Here is an 18479-nt window from a genome sequence, read left to right on the forward strand (position 1 = left end):
GATAAGGACGTTTATTTTTTTGGATTAAAATTTTAAGGAGATGATTTAATATGTGCGGAATCGCTGGTTTCATAAGTCAGGACCAGGTTAGAGAAAATGGTCAAAGAATACGCAAGGCAATAGTATTACAAAATGATAGAGGAAATGGATTAGGAGCTGGTTATGGAGCATATGGGATCTTCCCGGAATACAAGGATTTATACGCCTTCCAAGTAGCATGTAATGAAAAAAGCCAGCATGAAGAGGTTTACTCATATTTGATTAAACACTTTAAAATTCATCACCAGGAAAGGGTAAAGGTTTGGGGTCACAGGATTAAAAACTGCCCATTAATTGTCAGGTTTTTTTTAGAACCTAAACAGGAGCAGATCTCCTTGAATATGATGGATGATGCAGGAAGCATGAGATTTGATGATTATGTTATAGGTCATGTAATGCACATAAACTCTAATATTCAAGGCGCATATGTTTTTTCAAGCGGCAAAAACATGGGGGTTTTCAAAGGTGTAGGTACCCCAGAGGAAATATATGATTTTTATTGCTTGGATGAGTATGAGGCATACTGCTGGATAGCTCATAACAGATTTCCTACAAATACTCCTGGCTGGTGGGGTGGTGCCCATCCCATGAACCTGTTAGGATGGTCAATTGTTCACAACGGTGAAATATCATCTTATGGAATAAATAGAAGATATTTAGAAACATTCGGTTATAAATGTAATCTGCAAACAGATAGTGAGGTGGTTGCTTACCTTCTTGATTTACTAATTAGACAGCATGGCCTAAGTATTGAGGATGCCATCAAGGTTTTAGCTCCCCCATACTGGTCTGAGATAAAAAGGATGAAAAACAGCATAGAAAAAAGCAGGTTAATTCAGCTTAAGACTACTTATGAAGCAGCAATGTTAAATGGTCCCTTTGCAATCTTGTGTGCACATGACAATGGTCTCTTTAGCATTACAGATAATACCAAGCTTCGACCCATGTCAGTGGGTGTATGCAAGGGTTATAAATATTTTAGCAGTGAGATATCAGCATTATATGAAATGGAGAATAACCTGGAAGAAATATTTGCTCCAAGGGCAGGGGAGCCTGTGATAGTTGAATACACCCGACAAGTTAACGTTTGTCAGAAGCAGGCTTCATAAACTAAAAAAGGAAACAGAATCAGGAGTGAATTCTATGAATAAATGTTACGACCAGGGTCTAAATTCCTTGTTTAAGCCAGAGTTTAATTATGAGCTATGTGATGGTTGTGCTCAATGTGTCCGGGAGTGTTCATTTAATGAGATAAAAATAATATTAAAGAATGGGAAAAAGCTGCCGGCAGCCAACCAGTCCTCTTGTGGTGCATGTCACCGTTGTGAACTAACCTGTCCTAAAAGGGCTATAACCATAGTTGACAGACCTTTTCCACTAAGGGCCAACAAGCTTTGGGACTATAAAAGTGTTAACAGGGTGCATTTACAGGCAGCTTCAGGGGCTGTTATTTTAACAGGCATGGGAGCTGATAATGATCTGCCAAATTATTTTGATAGAATAACTTTTAATGCTTGTCAGGTTACAAACCCATCCATAGATCCGCAAAGGGAGCCCATGGAAACCACTACCTTCCTTGGCAGAAGAGAAGTCTCATATAGCAATAGTAAAGACCAAAAGCAGCAACATTTGATAGAGATTGATTTGCCATTAGTCTTTGGACCAATGTCCTATGGAAGTATAAGCTTAAATCTACAGAAGGCTCTGGCAAAGGTGGCAATGAAAAAGAATATTTTATGGTATTCGGGAGAAGGTGGCCTTCATAAGGATTTATATGATTATGCATCAAGGGCTGTACTCCAGGTGGCCTCTGGAAGATTTGGTGTAAGTCCAGAATATTTAAGGCTTGGTGGAGCTTACCAAATAAAAATCGGTCAGGGTGCAAAACCGGGCATTGGTGGTCACCTGCCTGGGGAAAAGGTTCTGCCTGGAATATCTGAAACTAGAATGATACCACTTCATAGTGACGCCATATCACCTGCACCACAGCATGATATTTATTCTATAGAGGATTTAAAGCTTTTAATCCATGCATTAAAAGAAGCTACTGGTTATAAGCCAGTATGTGTTAAGATTGCAGCTGTTCACAATGTTGCTGCAATTGCCACAGGAGTAGTACATGCTGGTGCTGATATGATATATATTGATGGCTTTAGGGGAGGAAGTGGGGCAACTCCATCTATTGTAAGGGATAACGTTGGAATTCCTATAGAGCTGGCATTAGCAGTAGTTGATGAGCGATTAAGAAATGAAGGCATTAGGCACCAGGCATCAATAATTGCAGCAGGGGGTATAAGAAATAGTGCTGATGTGATGAAATGCATAGCCCTGGGTGCAGATGCCGTAGCAATAGGGACGGCTGCCCTTGTAGCATGTGGATGTCACATGTGCCAAAGATGCCATTCGGGAAAATGTCCATGGGGAATTACAACTAATGAGGAGTCTCTATTAAAACGCCTTGATGTAGAATGGGCAGAAGAACGCCTTAGAAATCTTGTAGAAGGCTGGCACCATGAAATGCAAGAGCTTATGGGGCTCAACGGAATTTATGATATGGGAAGCTTTAGAGGCAACAGACTCCTTTTAAGGGGAGTAGGCTTGAATGATAAGGAATTAGAGATTCTTGGAATAAAACATGCAGGTGAATAGAGGTGACATCATGGCATATGTGATTGATGCAAAGGGTATTTATTATAGAGATTTAAATGATAAAATAAGGTCCGCCTTAAAAGAGGGATATAAACATATTTTATTAAAAAATGTCCTTGGTCAGAGATATATTGGCACTGGAATAAATGACCCGAATGCCATTATTGAGATAGAGGGTATTCCAGGTGAGGACCTTGGCTTTGCCTTGGAAGGTAGTAAAATAATAGTTAAAGGCCACGGACAAAACGCAATAGGAAATACCATGGATAGTGGGACTATTGTAATTCATGGTATAGCAGGGGATGCCCTTGCTTACGGGATGCGCGGCGGGAAAATCTTTGTTAGAGATGATGTTGGTTACCGGGTTGGTATCCATATGAAGTCATATAAGGAAAAGGTTCCTGCTTTGGTTATAGGTGGTACTGCAGGAGATTTTCTAGGGGAATATATGGCGGGGGGAACTATTATTGTTTTAAATAGGAATAATATAAAGGATGATGTAGTCGGCAAAGCTGCCAGTACCCTGGCAACAGGTATTCATGGAGGCGAAATCTTCGTTTTTGAAAGCCATGTTGAACAATATCAGCTTGGAATAGGAGGAGCCTTTTCTGAAGTAACCAATGGGGATATGGAGAAGATTACTTCTCTAGTTAATGAATTTTGCCGTGAGTTTGATTTTGATCCAGGCAGTTTACTCGAACGCAGTATTGTTAAGATTGTTCCTGTGGGCAGCAGACCTTTTGAAAATTTCTATTATCCCGCATATCCAGTAAATACAGGTCTAAAACCAATTCATAAGGAGAGAAAATCTCCATGTGAAAGATCCTGTCCTGTTGGTATTCCTACTGGACAATTTCTTAAGCATATAAGACAAAATCATATTAACAAAGCAATAGAGCTTTTAGATGAATATACTCCCTTCAGGAACAGCTGCTGCGGCCATATATGTCCACATTTATGCATGGATGGATGTACCAGGGGATATTTAGATTTCCCAATTAATAGCAGTGAATTGGCTAAAATGTATAAAACCCATCAAGTTACTTTTCCAATAGATAATTGTAAGGGTTCTATTGGTGTTATTGGAGGAGGCCCAGCTGGACTTAGTGCTGCATACTTTCTTGCACGTTTAGGATATTTGGTAAAGATTTATGAAGCAGACCAGGAGCTTGGAGGAAAAATGTTCCAAGTAATTTCCAGAGAAAGGTTGCCTCTTGAAGAACTCAGGCATGATATTAAGAGAATTATGGACATGGGAGTAGAGGTAGAATTAAACTCGCCAGTAGATTCAGAGAAATTCAAGGAGCTCATGACTATCCATGACAGCATTATTATTGCAGTCGGTGCTCACAAGGGTATGATGCCCCCTGTTAAAGGCATAGATAAGGCTGTTTCTGGCATAGACTTCTTAAAGGATTACAACAAGGGAAAGGTAGACAGATTAGGTAGGAAAGTAGTTTTTTTAGGAGCTGGTGATGCAGCAATTGATGGTATAGAAGCAGCTCTAAAAATGGGAGTTAGTCCAGAAAATATAACAGTACTTGATATAAAAACCCCTTCTGGAAATAAACATGAGATAAATAGACTAAAACAGAAAGGTATAAAATTCGAATATCCGGTTTTTATTGAGGAAATTACTAGGGATGGTCTGGTAGTTGCTAAAAGCCACATGGGAAGTAACCTTAGTTTTCAAGCGGATAATATTCTGGTTTTTACAAGTGAACTGCCAGTATTAAATTTTATACCAGAGGAGTTAACGCAGCAAAAGGACAATAGGGGCTTTTTGAAGCCTTTATCTGAAAAAAGCTTTAGAGTTAATAATTCAAATGTATACTTTGTAGGTGATGTTAGTGGGCTGAAGCTTGTTGCAGAAAACATAGCCCAGGCCAAAAAATGTGCTTATGAAATTCACGCAGACCTGCAGGGGATTCCAAATCAATGGAGTAATAACATGGAAGAAGAGGACTTTATTCTAGAACCTTACAAATGTTCTCCCATAGAAAATCCACATTATATTGAACCCCATGAACGCTGTTTACATTGTGGTGTGTGCATCCAATGTGATGAATGTGTTGAGGCATGCCCCAGGGGAGCCCTTGTCAGAGAAGGTGAAGAATTTCATGTAAATCTTCAAATGTGCGGCGGTTGTGGAACTTGTGCAGCAGTGTGCAAAGGCTCGGTTATACAAATGTTATCCAGGAGGTAATTTATATGGAGTTTATTAAGATGCATGGATTAGGCAATGACTTTGTAATAATTAATAGCTTAACAAATACTACGCCTATAACAGATTATGTTCAATTAGCTGTTAGGGTTTGCAACAGAAACTTTGGTGTTGGTGCAGATGGTCTAGTTGTACTTTTGCCATCAGACAAAGCTCATGTAACCATGAGAATTTTTAATCCTGATGGTTCTGAGGCTGAGATGTGCGGCAATGCAACCAGGTGTGTTGCCAGATATCTTTATGAGAAGGAAATAGTCAAGGAGCAACTTATAACCATTAGCACCCTGGCGGGTTTAATCATAACTGAGGTAATAGTAGATGGCTTAACTGTAAAAAATATTAAAGTAAATATGGGGTCCCCTCGCCTTAAACCTGAGGAGATACCAACCACTCTTTCTGGAAACCCAGAAGTAATTAATCAATCTATTGAAATTAATGGGCAGCATTTTGCAGTGACGTGTGTTTCCATGGGAAACCCTCATTGTATCATATATGTGGAGGACTTGGTGGAGGTGCCTCTAGAAAAATGGGGTCCATTGGTTGAGAAGGCATCTGTATTCCCTGCATATACAAATGTTGAATTTGTTCAGGTCATTAATAAATCAACAGTAAAGGTAAAGGTCTGGGAAAGAGGTGCTGGAGCCACCCTGGCCTGTGGTACTGGTGCATGTGCTGTAGCGGTGGCAGGAGTATTAAATGGAAAAAACAACAGGGACGTAGAGGTTATTCTGCCAGGAGGCAGCCTTCACATAAAATGGAGCAAGCAAGATAATATGGTCTACATGACAGGTGCTGCAGAATATGTATTTGAAGGAAACCTTTTAAATAAATTAACCAAGGGGTGATTAAATGATTAAGCAGGCTGAAAGAATTTCAAAGCTTCCACCATATTTATTCGCACGTATTGAACAAAAAATAGCTGAGGCAAGGGAAAAGGGCGTTGACATTATTAGCCTTGGAATTGGTGACCCTGATCAACCAACTCCTAGCTATATTGTAGAAGAATTAAATACTGCCTCCAGGGAGACAGCAAATCATCAATATCCAAGCTCAGTTGGAATGCTTGAATATAGAAAGGCTGTATGCCAATGGTATGAACGTCAGCATGGAGTTACATTGGATCCCAAGAAGGAGGTAGTTTCTCTAATTGGCTCAAAGGAAGGAATAGGCCATATTTCTTTTTGCTATGTTAACCCAGGAGATATAAACCTTGTACCGGATCCAGGATATCCAGTTTATGGCATAGGAACTATTCTCGCAGGCGGTACACCCTATGTAATGCCTCTAAAAGAAGAAAATGGCTTTTTAGTAGATTTAGATATAATACCTGAGGATGTGGCTCAAAGAGCTAAACTAATGTTTATCAATTATCCAAATAATCCTACTGGTGCAGTAGCTAATAGGGAATTTTTTGAAAAGGTTGTGGCCTTTGCCAAAAAATATGATATTGTTGTATGCCATGATGCTGCATATTCAGAAGTCTTTTTTGATGGTCAAAGACCCCTGAGCTTCATGGAGATACCTGGGGCAAAGGATGTGGGTATAGAATTTAATTCACTTTCCAAGCCTTTTAACATGACTGGATGGAGGATTGGTTGGGCAGTGGGAAGACAAGAGGTTATAGAAGCTCTGGGAAGAATAAAATCCAACCTTGATTCAGGTGTATTTCAGGCTGTTCAGGTTGCAGCAATAAAGGCCTTAACAGGTCCTTTAGATTGTCTGGAGGATATGCGTAAACTATATGAACACAGAAGAGATATGGTTATTGATAAATTAAACTCAATGGGTTGGCAGCTTGAAAAGACCATTGGAAGCTTTTATATCTGGGTTCCAGTACCTAAAGGCTATTCATCTGCCCAATTCTGTGAATTAATTTTTGAAAAAGCCAATGTAATTATTACTCCTGGCAATGGGTATGGAGAATATGGTGAAGGTTACTTTAGAATTTCTTTAACAGTTGCTGAAAATAGGCTTAAAGAAGCCTTGGAAAGAATGAAAAAGGTACAATGGTAATAAACTGATAATAAACCTAGACAGTAACAAACTTTGATAGCTTGCAATAGATAGATAAAAAGTGTATAATATGTTACGTTAATATTAGGTTAGCGGGCGATTAGCTCAGGTGGTTAGAGTGCTTGCTTGACATGCAAGAGGTCACTGGTTCAAGTCCAGTATCGCCCACCATCAATTAAAACATAGAGCGCCAAGGTTTTAGAACCTGGCGTTTTTTCATCTCTTTAAAAGCGAATATTCTCAAATTTTTTACTCCTTAATTCTTAATTACCCAGATACCAGACAATAAGTCTGGTTTTTGCTTTGGAAAAATACTATTTGCCAAATTGTAACAACATAGGGAAACTTAACATATATATAAGTATCAAATAGTGAAGGGGGCTTTCATATGGGTAGACCAGGACATGGACCAAGACCAAATCCAGGTCCAGTATTGCCAATCTTTGATGACAACCTAATTCTTATTCTGCTATTGTTATGCTGTTTAATGGGAAACAACAATCATTGTGGTGGTAACGATTTTTTCTTGATTATAATCATAATACTATTCTTCTTCCTTTTCCCAAATAACAACCTGTTCGCTGCAGGTGCCGATTAAGAATTAGATTATATGGTGGATGACAACTCTTTTTTCCAGTCCCAGCCGCTATAGCTGGGATTCAATTTTACAGGTATATTATGGGTAAAAGTGCATGCTATAATATATAATTAAATGGAACCCTCGGGTTCCATTTAATTATATTAATGAATATTCTTTTTTCCGATTCTTACTATTAATCTAGCTATTGTGTACTTTTCTTCTTCATTAGCGTTTTCCCACATTGTTTTCATTAAAGCTTCTTCCGCAGTATCCGGTTCTGTAAACTTTTCTAAAAGATTACCTAAAGAAACAATACCTTTCACCATGTTTTCTTCAGAAACTCCATGTTTTTGACCATCACGTATTTTTTGTGCTAATTCTTCAGGAAACTGTAATTCAGCCATTATATTCACCTCCATTATCTATTATCTCCGAAATGAATTTTTTTACCCATTATATAGGATGTGTGTTTTTAGATTTTATATTACTCAGTTTTTGATTAAATAGAAAAAATATTAGTATATAGCAATTTTATATCCAATTACTTACTTTTGAATACATTAAAATTCTTCTACATATATTGATAAGGGAAGGAAGTGATTTTATGGATTTATTGTATTCAATTGTCACTAATAAAGATTTAAACTTTATGTATGAAGAATTGGAGAATCAATTTATTACTATGAGAGAGCAGGGATTAATAAATGATCTAGATATAAAAGTTAAGGGAAAATACTATTTTTATGAGCTTAAGCTTACTGCAAATCAAAGCTCCAATTCTTTAAACAATTGCATAAACTCACTTATTTCAACCTTAACTAATTTAATAGTGGATAAATATAAGGATATAATAATTGAAAAAACTATTAAAAACCACTATTATTATTTTGACATAGATGAAAGAAGAGCTATTAGTACTAAAACGGAAAACTATCTATTAGCTTTCAATGACATAAATAATCAAAAGGCTTGGAAATCGCGAATTTATAAAAGAATAATAAAGCACTTTGAAAATAACAACAATTTAATTATTGACGGCTTTGTAAATTTTAGGTTGAAAGATTTTTGCAATGAGATACAATTAGCAGTAGAGGATTCTGTAGAAGATTATCTTCTTGAAAAGGAATATGACGAATTCGTAGATTTACTAAAACACCTTATGCATATTACTAGACCCAAATTTAAATGTGTTCATATCTTTTTTAATGACTCTGGAACCTTTAAGCTTTATAATGAAGAGCTAAAGGGTATAGAGTTCTATAAATATGGTGTAAATTTAATGGATGAGGACATTAGCTATGAAGATATTGTAATAAGCTCTGTTATTTCACTTGCTCCAAAAGAACTAGTTCTGCATGGGTTTAGAAACATAGAGCATCAGGGGCTGATTTCTACCTTGCGTAAGGTATTTGGGGAAAACAGGGTAATAAAGTGTGAAGGCTGCATAAAATGCAGTCATTCATATTCAAAAAACAAATAAGCAAGCTATTAACTATAGGAGCTAATAGAGTAAAGGTTGCAAATTTAATCCAGCTAAGGATGAAACAATTATGGAATTAAAATTAATAATAATTCCCGTAATGGGAGCTATAATTGGTTGGGTCACTAACCTTATCGCAATAAAACTAATATTCCGTCCATATAAGCCAATGAGGTTTCCTATTATTAATTTTTCAATACAGGGTATTATTCCAAAAAGACGTTATGAGATAGCTGCTAATATAGGTAAGATTGTGGAGAAGGAGCTGCTCTGTATTAAAGATCTTATACCTGCATTTGAAAGCGGCATAAATGACACTGTCTTCATAAAAAATATTGCATCTATAATCAAATCTAACTTGACAAACAGAATACCCGGCATATTTCCATCAAGGCTTAAAGAAACAGTAGGCAATATGATTGAAGAAATTTTAATTAAAGAATTAACAAAGGTACTGCCTACCATTGCAAGACAAGGATTAGAAGACTTAAGTGACAATATAGTTGTACACAGTATTGTCGAAGAAAAGATTAATAATTTAGAGCTGGCAGAGTTTGAAAAGCTAATAATAAGTATAACCAGACGAGAATTAAAGCATATTGAATACCTGGGAGCGGTACTTGGATTTATAATTGGCCTGGGACAGCTATTAATAATTACTGTTCTTGCATAATGGCTATTGATTTTTCTAAAAATACGTATTTAAAAGACTAATTGACAAAAATATTAATTAACAGTTATAATCTTTTTCAAAGAATAATTTCCAAATAAAAGCTATGATAGGGAAAGTAAATTGAATGGTAATTACTCAGAGAATAGATACCTAGGCTGAAAGTATCTTTTAATTCCAACTATTGAATACCACCCTTGAGCAGCAAGTCTACAAAGACTTGACGGTTAACACCGTTACATGTACCTTTCAAAGTGGGGAGTTTATCCCAAAAAGGGTGGAACCGCGGTTATAACCGTCCCTTAAACATCAGGGATGGTTTTTTATTTTTTATTAACATAGGAGGTAGTATCAATGTTTGAAATTGTTATTACGTTAAAAGATGGCACTCAAGCCAAATACCCATCAGGCTCAACACCGCTGCAAATAGCAGAAACGCTTAGCAAAAGACTTGCTAAAGAGGCTGTAGTAGCCAGATTCAATGGTAAGATTGTTGACATGGATAAACCCTTACATGAAGATGGAAGTCTTGAAATATTTACATTTGATACTGAAGAAGGCAAGCATTGCTATAGGCATAGTGCTTCACACATTTTAGCTCAGGCTGTTCAAAGACTCTATCCCGGAACCAGGCTGGGAATAGGTCCAGCTATTGAAGATGGGTATTACTATGATTTTGATTCAGAACACAAGTTTTCACCAGAGGATTTGGAAAAAATTGAAAAAGAAATGGACAAAATTATTAAAGAAAACGAAAAGTTTACTAGAAAAGAGATATCCCGGGAAGATGCAATTAAGCTGTTTAAAGAAAGGGGAGAGGATTATAAAATAGAATTGATTAACGACTTGCCAGATGATGCAGTTATATCCATTTATGAGCATGGAGATTGGTTAGATCTATGTGCTGGGCCTCACGTTGCAACTACTGGAGATATAAAGGCCATAAAGCTATTATCATTAGCAGGGGCCTACTGGCGCGGCTCGGAAAAGAATCCAATGCTGCAAAGAATCTATGGCACTGCTTTTCCTAAGAAAAAGGACCTAGATGGGTACTTAGCGCTCATAGAAGAGGCCAAAAAGAGAGATCATCGAAGACTTGGAGCCCAGCTTGGTCTGTTTAGTATTCAAGAGGAAGGCCCAGGCTTCCCATTTTTTCATCCAAAGGGTATGGTGTTAAGAAATCAACTGGAGGATTTCTGGAGAAAGGAACATAAAAAATGGGGTTATCAGGAAATCAAGAGCCCCATTATTCTTAACAAGGTACTTTGGGAAAAATCAGGTCACTGGGAGCATTATAGAGAAAACATGTATTACACAAACATTGATGAAAACAATTTTTGTGTTAAGCCTATGAATTGTCCAGGGGCAATGCTTGTGTATAAATCCGAACAGCACAGCTATAGAGAGTTTCCCATTAGATTAGCTGAAATGGGTTTAGTCCACCGTCATGAGAAGTCAGGTGTTTTACATGGTTTAATGAGGGTAAGAGCCTTCACCCAGGATGATGCTCATATCTTTATGCTGCCATCGCAAATAACATCAGAAATAAAAAATGTTATTGATTTGGTTGACTATTTTTACGAGACATTTGGCTTCGAATACTCAGTAGAGCTATCAACAAAACCCGAGAAGGCAATGGGTTCAGATGAAATTTGGGATAAGGCCATTTGCTCATTAAAACAGGCATTAGAAGAAAAGAGAATCAATTATAAAGTCAATGAAGGAGATGGTGCTTTTTATGGACCTAAAATTGATTTTCATTTAAGGGATTCCATTGGCAGAACGTGGCAGTGTGGTACAATACAGCTTGACTTTTTAATGCCGGAGAAATTTGATCTATATTATATTGGTGAAGATGGTGGTAAGCATAGGCCTGTTGTAATCCATAGAGTTGTATTTGGTAGTATTGAAAGGTTTATAGGAATTTTAATTGAGCATTACGCAGGAGCCTTTCCCTTATGGCTAGCCCCTGTTCAGGTGAAAATCTTACCAATAAGCGAAACCCATGGAGACTACGCAGCTATGGTTTTAAAGAAATTGGATAATAATGGTCTCCGGGCAGAAGTAGATTATAGAAACGAAAAAATTGGTTATAAAATTAGAGAGGCACAAATGCAAAAAGTACCTTATATGTTGGTTATTGGTGATAAGGAAGTAGAAAACAGAGAAGTGTCAGTAAGAAAAAGGGGTGCTGGTGATTTAGGGGCACAAACTTTAGATGACTTTGTTAATGAAATTGTTAAAGAAAGCCAGATGCCAAAAAGCACTAAATAAAGCACTAAAAGCACTAAATAAAGCACTAAATAGATCATGATAATATTTGACAGTTTGTTAAGAAACATGGTATAATTCATAATTAGAGAATTAAATATGTTTTCATATTTAAGAAGGGGCCCGAAGCTTCTCACCTTATGGCTAACGCTTATAAGGTTGCAATCAGTATATGAAGTACTGTTTACGCATTTTAACGGGCACATTGTGTCCGTTTTTTTGTAATTGCTTTGGGCACATATTTTATGGAGGTGACAAAATATTAGTAAAGAATTAAGGATTAATGAGGCTATTCGTACAAGGGAAATTCGCCTTATTAGTGAGACCGGAGAACAATTGGGGATAATGTCTCCTAAAGAGGGGCTGCAGATTGCCATGGATAAGGGGCTGGATTTAGTAGAGGTTTCACCGGCTGCTAAGCCACCCGTGTGTCGTATCATGGATTACGGCAAGTATATGTTTGAGCTAAGCAAAAAGGAAAGAGAATCCCGAAAGAAACAAAAAATTGTTAATGTTAAAGAAGTAAAATTTAGAGTGGGTATTGAGGAGCATGATTTTCAAACAAAGGCCAGAAATGCAGCAAAGTTTATCCAAAATGGTGATAAGGTTAAAGTAACAATCATGTTCAGGGGCAGAGAAATTACCCATTCTGAATTAGGGAAGGCTATATGTCTTAAGCTGGCCAAACAACTGGAAGACATAGCAAATGTTGAAAAACCTCCGAAGGTAGAAGGAAAAAACATGACAATGATTTTAGTTCCCAAGGCAGATTAAATAGATTAAAGGAGGAAGCAAAATGCCTAAAATGAAAACCCATAGGGGTGCAGCTAAAAGATTTAAACGCACTGCATCTGGTAAGCTAAAAAGATCACAAGCTTTTACTAGCCATATACTAGGTAAAAAATCAGCAAAGAGAAAAAGACAGTTACGTAAAAATACTATAGTTAGTGCAGGAGATGCAAGAAGAATGGAACAACTTATTCCTAGATAATTTAGCAAAGGAGGACTATATATGGCAAGGGTTAAAAGGGGTGTAACTGCCCGTAAAAGACATAAAAAAATTCTTAAGTTAGCAAAAGGTTATTATGGAGCAAAATCAAAGATTTTTAGACCTGCTAATCAACAGGTATTAAAATCTTTATCATATGCATATGCCCACCGTAAGAAAAGAAAGGGCGACTTTAGAAAGCTGTGGATTTCCAGAATCAACGCAGCAGCTAGAGTTAATGGAATGTCTTATAACCGTTTCATTAGAGGACTAAAAAATGCTGGTATTGATATTAACAGAAAGATGCTGGCCGAATTAGCAGTCAGTGATGCCAATGCATTTGGAAAGTTAGCTAATATTGCAAAAGAAAATAACTAACACTATTAAGACGACTTTCCAAAAGGTCGTCTTAATTAATAATAGAGGAGTATTTTGTGGAATGGATTTTAAAGATATTAATTCTAAAGATAACCCTATATTTAAACTAATTAAAACTCTAAACAAGAAAAAAGGCAGGGATGAAAATGGCTTATTCTTGATAGAAGGTATTAGACTGCTAGAAGAAGCCATTAACCATGGAGTAAAGCTTCATTACCTGGTTATAAATGAGAATACCAATCTGCTACCAAAGGAAAATCTTGATTGTCAGGTATTAAGAATATCTAATAACCTTTTTAAAGACTTATCAGATACTGTTACGCCACAGGGAATTATTGGAGTAGCCAGACAACCTAACCCTTCACTTAAGGAGCTAACACTTTTACCTAACCCTTTAATAGTTGTTTTAAATGGAATCCAGGATCCTGGCAACCTTGGGACTATTATAAGAACTAGTGCAGCAGCAAAAGCTGCTGCAGTATTACTAACAGAAGGAACTGTGGATCTATATAATCCTAAGGTCATAAGAGCTACAATGGGTGCTGTTTTTCAGATTCCTATAATTCATGGACTTGGGGATGAAGAAGCTATTAATTGGCTAAATAGTAATAATATCAATATTTTAGTGGCTGATATAAATGCTGAGCAGTATTACTTCTCTGTTAACTTAAAAGGGGCAACTGCTTTGGTTATCGGCAATGAAAACAAGGGACCTTCTCCTAAATGGAAAAGTGCAGCTAATAATAGGATAAAAATCCCCATCCTTGGTGATACAGAATCGCTTAATGCATCAATAGCTGCTGGAATATTAATTTATGATGCTATTCGTCAGAGACATAATGAAATCTAACACCTTCCTTGATTATAGTTTCGGAGATATGATATAATACCCATGTAATCCAAAAATGGAAAGGTTGGTGTATGCCCTGTGTTTCTACCTGCTGAAGTTTTTTGGAGAATTTTTGAAAAGACCGGATCAATTCGTGCTTATATTTTATACAAAAAGTTAATTGTACAGTAGAAAAACAGGGTAAAAATAGCTTAGATTGGGACAAGTAATTATTTTTTGCTCTTCAGGGAGGTAGGACCTTGACTGTAAGTCCTACTAGTGACAAAAAATAATGAAATTCACCCAGGAGCTGCCTTTTTGAAACACAGTAGGGAAGGCCGGTGAATACACCGTTATCAAATAGAGATAATCTATGATAAGTTTGTATTCATAGATTAATTAGGGTGGTACCGCGGAATATGCTTTCGTCCCTTAGGGAAGGAGGCATTTTATTTTTTGCAAATTAATACATACAGCAGGAGGTTAAGTAGTATATGATAGAAAAACTAAACACCATTAAGGAACAGGCCTTTGATGAAATAAGTGGCAGTCAAGACATGGCCAGCCTGGAGAAAATTAAAATTAAATTCCTTGGAAAAAAGGGAGAACTCACATCAGTATTACGTGGTATGGGGCAGCTTTCCTCAGAGGAAAGGCCTAAGGTTGGCAAGCTTGCCAATGAGGTAAGAGACAGTATTCAAGCATTTCTTGATGAAAAAATTTTTGATCTGAAACAAAGAGCTGCTGAAGATAGGCTGAAAGAAGAAAGGCTTGATGTAACGCTTCCTGGATACAAAATGGGAGTAGGAACAATTCATCCCATTAGCTTGGTTTTAAACGAAATAAGGGAGATCTTTGGTGGCTTAGGGTACTCTGTAGCTGAAGGTCCAGAAATAGAGAGTGACTATTATAACTTCGAAGCACTAAATTTACCAAAGGATCATCCGGCAAGAGATATGCAGGACTCTTTCTATATAACCCCAGAAGTATTGCTAAGAACCCATACATCTCCAGTTCAGGTAAGGGTAATGGAAAAAGTTGCTCCAAAGGTGCCGGTAAGAATAATTGCACCTGGAAAGGTTTATCGAAGAGACGATGATGCTACTCACTCACCAATGTTTCACCAGGTTGAGGGATTATTAATTGATAGAGAAGTAACCTTGGGAGATTTAAAGGGTACCCTGCTGGCCTTTGCAAAAGCCATGTTTGGAGAAAGGGTTGAAATTCGCTTGAGGCCTAGTTATTTTCCCTTTACAGAACCGAGTGCTGAAGTTGATATTTCTTGTGTTATGTGTCATGGCTCAGGATGCAGAGTATGTTCAGGCACTGGTTGGTTAGAAATACTGGGAAGCGGTATGGTACATCCAAGGGTATTGGAAATGTCAGGCTATGATCCTGAAAAGGTAAGGGGATTTGCTTTTGGAATGGGTGTGGAAAGAATTGCCATGTTAAAGTACGGGATTAATGATTTACGTCTATTCTTTGACAATGACATTAGATTTTTAAAACAGTTTAAATAGGAGGAATATAGGGTGAGAGTTTCTTTAAATTGGGTAAGAGAGTATGTAAATATCAGTATCACCCCTGAAGAATTGGCGGAAGCCTTAACACGGGCTGGTATTGCAGTTGATACAATTGAGTATTTGGGCCATGAAATTTCAGAAATATTCGTAGGACAAATCAAGGAAGCTGAGCAGCACCCAAATGCTGACAAACTAACACTTTGTACAGTTGATGTAAATGAACAATACAAGGATTTACAAATTGTATGTGGAGCACCAAATGTTAGAAAAGGTCAAAAGGTAGTAATAGCCCTGCCAGGTGCAAACCTGCCTAATGGTATTAAAATACGCAAAGCAAAAATCAGGGGAATTGAATCCCACGGAATGATTTGTTCAGGTCAAGAGCTGGGAATAGATGAAAGTCTAATACCAGAAGACCAAAAGAATGGCATATTAGTCTTAGATGAGGATGTACCCAAGGGAGCTGATGCTAAAAAGCTTTTGGGATTGGACGATGTAGTTCTTGTTCTAGATTTAACACCAAATAGGTCTGACTGTTTAAGTATAATAAATGTAGCTAAAGAGGTAGCTGCAGTTACAGGAGACAGGGTTAAGCTTACTGAAGTTACAATGCCCCTTGATAGCAGCATTAATAATACAGTTTCTGTCCATATAGCTGATGAGGATTTGTGTGAAAGATATGTGGCCAGGGTTGTCAAGGACATAAAGATAATGCCATCTCCCATGTGGATGCAAAAAAGGCTTCAAGCAGCAGGAGTGCGTCCAATAAATAATGTTGTGGATATTACCAACTACGTAATGCTGGAAATGGGCCAGCCGTTACATGCCTTTGACCATGACCTGGTTGCCCAGCAAAAAATTATTGTGAGGCGTGCAAATAATGGAGAAGTTATAAAAACCCTGGATGAAAAGGACAGAAAATTACATAATGAAATGCTTGTTATAGCAGATCCCGAAAAAGCAATTGCAATTGCTGGTGTAATGGGTGGTTATGATACAGAGGTTACAGATGGTACCAAAAACCTAATCATCGAGTCAGCACATTTTCATCCAATAAATACAAGAAAAACATCCCGGGAGCTTAACCTAAGATCTGAAGCCTCTTTACGCTTTGAAAAGGGTGTAGACAAGGAAAGAATTGATGTTGCTGCCAATAGGGCATGTCAACTGCTAGTAGAGTTAGCTGGCGGAAAGGTTGTAAAGGACTATGTAGACAATTACCCAGTGAAACACTCTCCAACAACAATAGTTCTTAGGAGAAACAGGGTTAATACAACCATTGGTGTAAACCTTTCAGTTCACGAAATACAAGAGCTTTTAGAAAAAATTGAACTTGGGGTAGAAATTACTAATGAAGATACAATGACTATATCCATACCTAGCTATAGAGGTGATATTACAGGTGAAATAGACCTTATAGAAGAAATAGCTAGACTTTATGGTTTTGATAATATTCCAACAACAATGCCCTTTGGAACAATTGAAAGAGCTGTCAAGTCTAAGACTAACTTAATAGAGCAAATTGTAAGAAGTTCTCTTGTATCCTGTGGTTCCATGGAAATCATAACTTACAGTTTTATTAATGAAAATGCATATGATAGACTTAATATTCCTGAAGGTCATGTTTTGAGAAATTGTATAAAAATAGCCAATCCATTAAGTGAAGATGGGGCAGTAATGAGAACTACTCTTGTTTCCAATCTAATTGATGTCTATGTTAAGAATAATAATCGTCGAATAGAGGATGTTAACATATTTGAAATTGGTAGAGTATATGCTCCTACTAATAACTTATTGCCTCTGGAAACAAATATGTTGGGAGTGCTAATATCTGGAAAGGTGTGGAAGGGATGGAATTGGAGCACTATTCCATTGGATTTTTATTATCTCAAGGGAATAGCTGAACAAGTTGCTGATAGTCTCAACCTGAGTTTTGAATTTTTGCCAGAAGCAGAGATGGCATTTTTACACCCTGGCAGAGCAGCCCAGATTAGAGCTCAAGAAATCCCAATAGGTACTATTGGTGAACTGCATCCCCTTGTAAAGGAAAACTATAATATAGAAAACCCAGTATATCTTTTAGAAATAGACCTTAATAAAATAGTTGATCTATATGTTTCTCACATTGATTATAGGGAAATAGGAAAATACCCCACGGTTGAAAGGGACTTGGCCATATTACTTAAGGAAGACATTAATGTAAAGGAAGCTGAGAGGATTATAAAAGAATCAGGTGAGGAGCTCTTAAAAGATTTTCATGTATTTGATGTATATAGAGGAAAGCAGGTGCCTGCAGGGTATAAAAGCCTGGCCTTTTCATTGATATATCAATCAATGGATAAAACCTTGACAGATTTAGAAGTAAATGAGGTTCATGAGAGGATACAAAAGCATCTAGCTAAGGAGCTTGGTGCACAACTCAGGTAATTTTCCCCTTTAATAATTTAAAAATAAATGGTAATATTAGGCTAAGTATAGTAGAAATTTGTAAAAAGAGGTGGCATAATGACGGAAAATGGGGAAAAAAACCGAGTTAGAGTTTCTATATTTGGGCAAGAATACACAGTAATAGGAGATAAGTCTTCAGATTATATTGTTAAAGTTGCCGAAGAGGTAGATAGATTGATGAAGAAAATTCATCAAAGTAATCCGCATATGCCACAAGTAAAGATCGCTGTGTTATCGGCCCTCAATCTTGCTGACGAATTGACTAAAACTAGAGAGGATTATAGATGGCTTCTAGAAATAATTGAGGATGAAAAGAAAAAATGACGGAATAACCCGGTAACTTAAACACTGGGTTATTCTAAAAATTTATATTATGGTGATAATTAA

18 protein-coding genes, 1 tRNA gene and 2 other annotated features are annotated in these 18479 nt (G+C 37.1%); of the genes, 18 read left to right on the forward strand and 1 reads right to left on the reverse strand.

What is annotated here, in order from left to right; all coding sequences use genetic code 11:
• Positions 1-50: 50 nt before the first annotated feature.
• The 7 genes from K364_RS24220 (at position 51) to K364_RS0114140 (ending at position 7523) form a co-directional block, all read left to right on the forward strand.
• Entirely contained in the window at positions 51-1148 is a 1098-nt protein-coding gene (locus K364_RS24220; RefSeq protein ID WP_051534076.1) for a class II glutamine amidotransferase, read from the forward strand.
• Positions 1149-1182: 34 nt separating this feature from the next.
• Positions 1183-2688 (forward strand): glutamate synthase-related protein, encoded by a 1506-nt coding sequence (locus K364_RS0114115; RefSeq protein ID WP_035269330.1) that lies wholly within the window; start codon positions 1183-1185, stop codon positions 2686-2688.
• 10 nt (positions 2689-2698) lie between these two features.
• Positions 2699-4894 carry a GltB/FmdC/FwdC-like GXGXG domain-containing protein gene (locus K364_RS0114120; RefSeq protein WP_028308554.1) on the forward strand — a complete coding sequence of 732 codons (2196 nt, stop codon included), beginning with the start codon at positions 2699-2701 and terminating at the stop codon, positions 4892-4894.
• 5 nt (positions 4895-4899) lie between these two features.
• A complete protein-coding gene (gene dapF, locus K364_RS0114125) occupies positions 4900-5757 on the forward strand; it encodes a diaminopimelate epimerase (RefSeq protein ID WP_028308555.1) in 858 nt (285 codons plus the stop codon).
• Between the two features lie 4 nt (positions 5758-5761).
• Positions 5762-6925 carry an LL-diaminopimelate aminotransferase gene (locus tag K364_RS0114130; RefSeq protein ID WP_035269333.1) on the forward strand — a complete coding sequence of 388 codons (1164 nt, stop codon included), beginning with the start codon at positions 5762-5764 and terminating at the stop codon, positions 6923-6925.
• Between the two features lie 94 nt (positions 6926-7019).
• Positions 7020-7096, forward strand: a tRNA-Val gene (locus K364_RS0114135).
• Positions 7097-7313: 217 nt separating this feature from the next.
• On the forward strand, positions 7314-7523 hold the full coding sequence (locus K364_RS0114140; protein WP_028308557.1) for a hypothetical protein: 210 nt from the start codon (positions 7314-7316) through the stop codon (positions 7521-7523).
• A 143-nt stretch (positions 7524-7666) separates the two neighbouring features.
• Here K364_RS0114140 and K364_RS0114145 read toward each other — a convergent pair whose 3' ends face one another.
• A complete protein-coding gene (locus K364_RS0114145) occupies positions 7667-7909 on the reverse strand; it encodes a DUF3243 family protein (protein WP_028308558.1) in 243 nt (80 codons plus the stop codon).
• Between the two features lie 200 nt (positions 7910-8109).
• Here K364_RS0114145 and ytxC point away from each other — a divergent pair, with 200 nt between their 5' ends.
• The 11 genes from ytxC to K364_RS0114195 all read left to right on the forward strand — a co-directional run bounded on the left by ytxC (position 8110) and on the right by K364_RS0114195 (position 18416).
• On the forward strand, positions 8110-8985 hold the full coding sequence (ytxC, locus tag K364_RS0114150) for a putative sporulation protein YtxC (protein WP_028308559.1): 876 nt from the start codon (positions 8110-8112) through the stop codon (positions 8983-8985).
• Positions 8986-9055: 70 nt separating this feature from the next.
• Positions 9056-9658, forward strand: a complete 603-nt coding sequence (locus K364_RS0114155) for a DUF445 domain-containing protein (protein ID WP_028308560.1) — start codon at positions 9056-9058, stop codon at positions 9656-9658.
• A gap of 94 nt (positions 9659-9752) precedes the next feature.
• Positions 9753-9961 (forward strand) — a binding site (T-box leader).
• A 48-nt stretch (positions 9962-10009) separates the two neighbouring features.
• Positions 10010-11929, forward strand: coding sequence for a threonine--tRNA ligase (thrS, locus tag K364_RS0114160; protein ID WP_028308561.1), 1920 nt, complete (start codon positions 10010-10012; stop codon positions 11927-11929).
• A gap of 276 nt (positions 11930-12205) precedes the next feature.
• The gene (infC, locus tag K364_RS0114165) at positions 12206-12700 is read left to right on the forward strand and encodes a translation initiation factor IF-3 (protein WP_340622511.1); all 495 of its coding nucleotides are present in this window, start codon (positions 12206-12208) and stop codon (positions 12698-12700) included.
• A gap of 22 nt (positions 12701-12722) precedes the next feature.
• A complete protein-coding gene (rpmI, locus tag K364_RS0114170) occupies positions 12723-12917 on the forward strand; it encodes a 50S ribosomal protein L35 (protein WP_028308563.1) in 195 nt (64 codons plus the stop codon).
• Positions 12918-12938: 21 nt separating this feature from the next.
• On the forward strand, positions 12939-13292 hold the full coding sequence (gene rplT, locus K364_RS0114175; RefSeq protein WP_028308564.1) for a 50S ribosomal protein L20: 354 nt from the start codon (positions 12939-12941) through the stop codon (positions 13290-13292).
• A gap of 61 nt (positions 13293-13353) precedes the next feature.
• Entirely contained in the window at positions 13354-14142 is a 789-nt protein-coding gene (locus K364_RS0114180; protein WP_051534078.1) for a TrmH family RNA methyltransferase, read from the forward strand.
• 78 nt (positions 14143-14220) lie between these two features.
• Positions 14221-14313, forward strand: a complete 93-nt coding sequence (locus K364_RS27970; protein ID WP_156946481.1) for a YqzL family protein — start codon at positions 14221-14223, stop codon at positions 14311-14313.
• Positions 14314-14325: 12 nt separating this feature from the next.
• Positions 14326-14557, forward strand: a binding site (T-box leader).
• Positions 14558-14615: 58 nt separating this feature from the next.
• Entirely contained in the window at positions 14616-15641 is a 1026-nt protein-coding gene (gene pheS, locus K364_RS0114185; protein ID WP_028308566.1) for a phenylalanine--tRNA ligase subunit alpha, read from the forward strand.
• A gap of 12 nt (positions 15642-15653) precedes the next feature.
• Entirely contained in the window at positions 15654-18071 is a 2418-nt protein-coding gene (gene pheT / locus K364_RS0114190) for a phenylalanine--tRNA ligase subunit beta (RefSeq protein ID WP_028308567.1), read from the forward strand.
• A gap of 78 nt (positions 18072-18149) precedes the next feature.
• Positions 18150-18416 carry a cell division protein ZapA gene (locus tag K364_RS0114195; protein WP_028308568.1) on the forward strand — a complete coding sequence of 89 codons (267 nt, stop codon included), beginning with the start codon at positions 18150-18152 and terminating at the stop codon, positions 18414-18416.
• Positions 18417-18479 lie beyond the last annotated feature (63 nt).

The organism is Desulfitibacter alkalitolerans DSM 16504, from assembly GCF_000620305.1.
Taxonomy (GTDB): domain Bacteria; phylum Bacillota; class DSM-16504; order Desulfitibacterales; family Desulfitibacteraceae; genus Desulfitibacter; species Desulfitibacter alkalitolerans.

Bases quoted from the DNA above. Each gene is read 5' to 3' on its own strand.
- K364_RS24220 (WP_051534076.1), top strand. From the start codon at position 51: ATGTGCGGAATCGCTGGTTTCATAAGTCAGGACCAGGTTAGAGAAAAT.
- K364_RS0114115 (WP_035269330.1), top strand. From the start codon at position 1,183: ATGAATAAATGTTACGACCAGGGTCTAAATTCCTTGTTTAAGCCAGAG.
- K364_RS0114120 (WP_028308554.1), top strand. From the start codon at position 2,699: ATGGCATATGTGATTGATGCAAAGGGTATTTATTATAGAGATTTAAAT.
- dapF (WP_028308555.1), top strand. From the start codon at position 4,900: ATGGAGTTTATTAAGATGCATGGATTAGGCAATGACTTTGTAATAATT.
- K364_RS0114130 (WP_035269333.1), top strand. From the start codon at position 5,762: ATGATTAAGCAGGCTGAAAGAATTTCAAAGCTTCCACCATATTTATTC.
- K364_RS0114140 (WP_028308557.1), top strand. From the start codon at position 7,314: ATGGGTAGACCAGGACATGGACCAAGACCAAATCCAGGTCCAGTATTG.
- K364_RS0114145 (WP_028308558.1), bottom strand. From the start codon at position 7,909: ATGGCTGAATTACAGTTTCCTGAAGAATTAGCACAAAAAATACGTGAT.
- ytxC (WP_028308559.1), top strand. From the start codon at position 8,110: ATGGATTTATTGTATTCAATTGTCACTAATAAAGATTTAAACTTTATG.
- K364_RS0114155 (WP_028308560.1), top strand. From the start codon at position 9,056: ATGGAATTAAAATTAATAATAATTCCCGTAATGGGAGCTATAATTGGT.
- thrS (WP_028308561.1), top strand. From the start codon at position 10,010: ATGTTTGAAATTGTTATTACGTTAAAAGATGGCACTCAAGCCAAATAC.
- rpmI (WP_028308563.1), top strand. From the start codon at position 12,723: ATGCCTAAAATGAAAACCCATAGGGGTGCAGCTAAAAGATTTAAACGC.
- rplT (WP_028308564.1), top strand. From the start codon at position 12,939: ATGGCAAGGGTTAAAAGGGGTGTAACTGCCCGTAAAAGACATAAAAAA.
- K364_RS0114180 (WP_051534078.1), top strand. From the start codon at position 13,354: ATGGATTTTAAAGATATTAATTCTAAAGATAACCCTATATTTAAACTA.
- pheS (WP_028308566.1), top strand. From the start codon at position 14,616: ATGATAGAAAAACTAAACACCATTAAGGAACAGGCCTTTGATGAAATA.
- K364_RS0114195 (WP_028308568.1), top strand. From the start codon at position 18,150: ATGACGGAAAATGGGGAAAAAAACCGAGTTAGAGTTTCTATATTTGGG.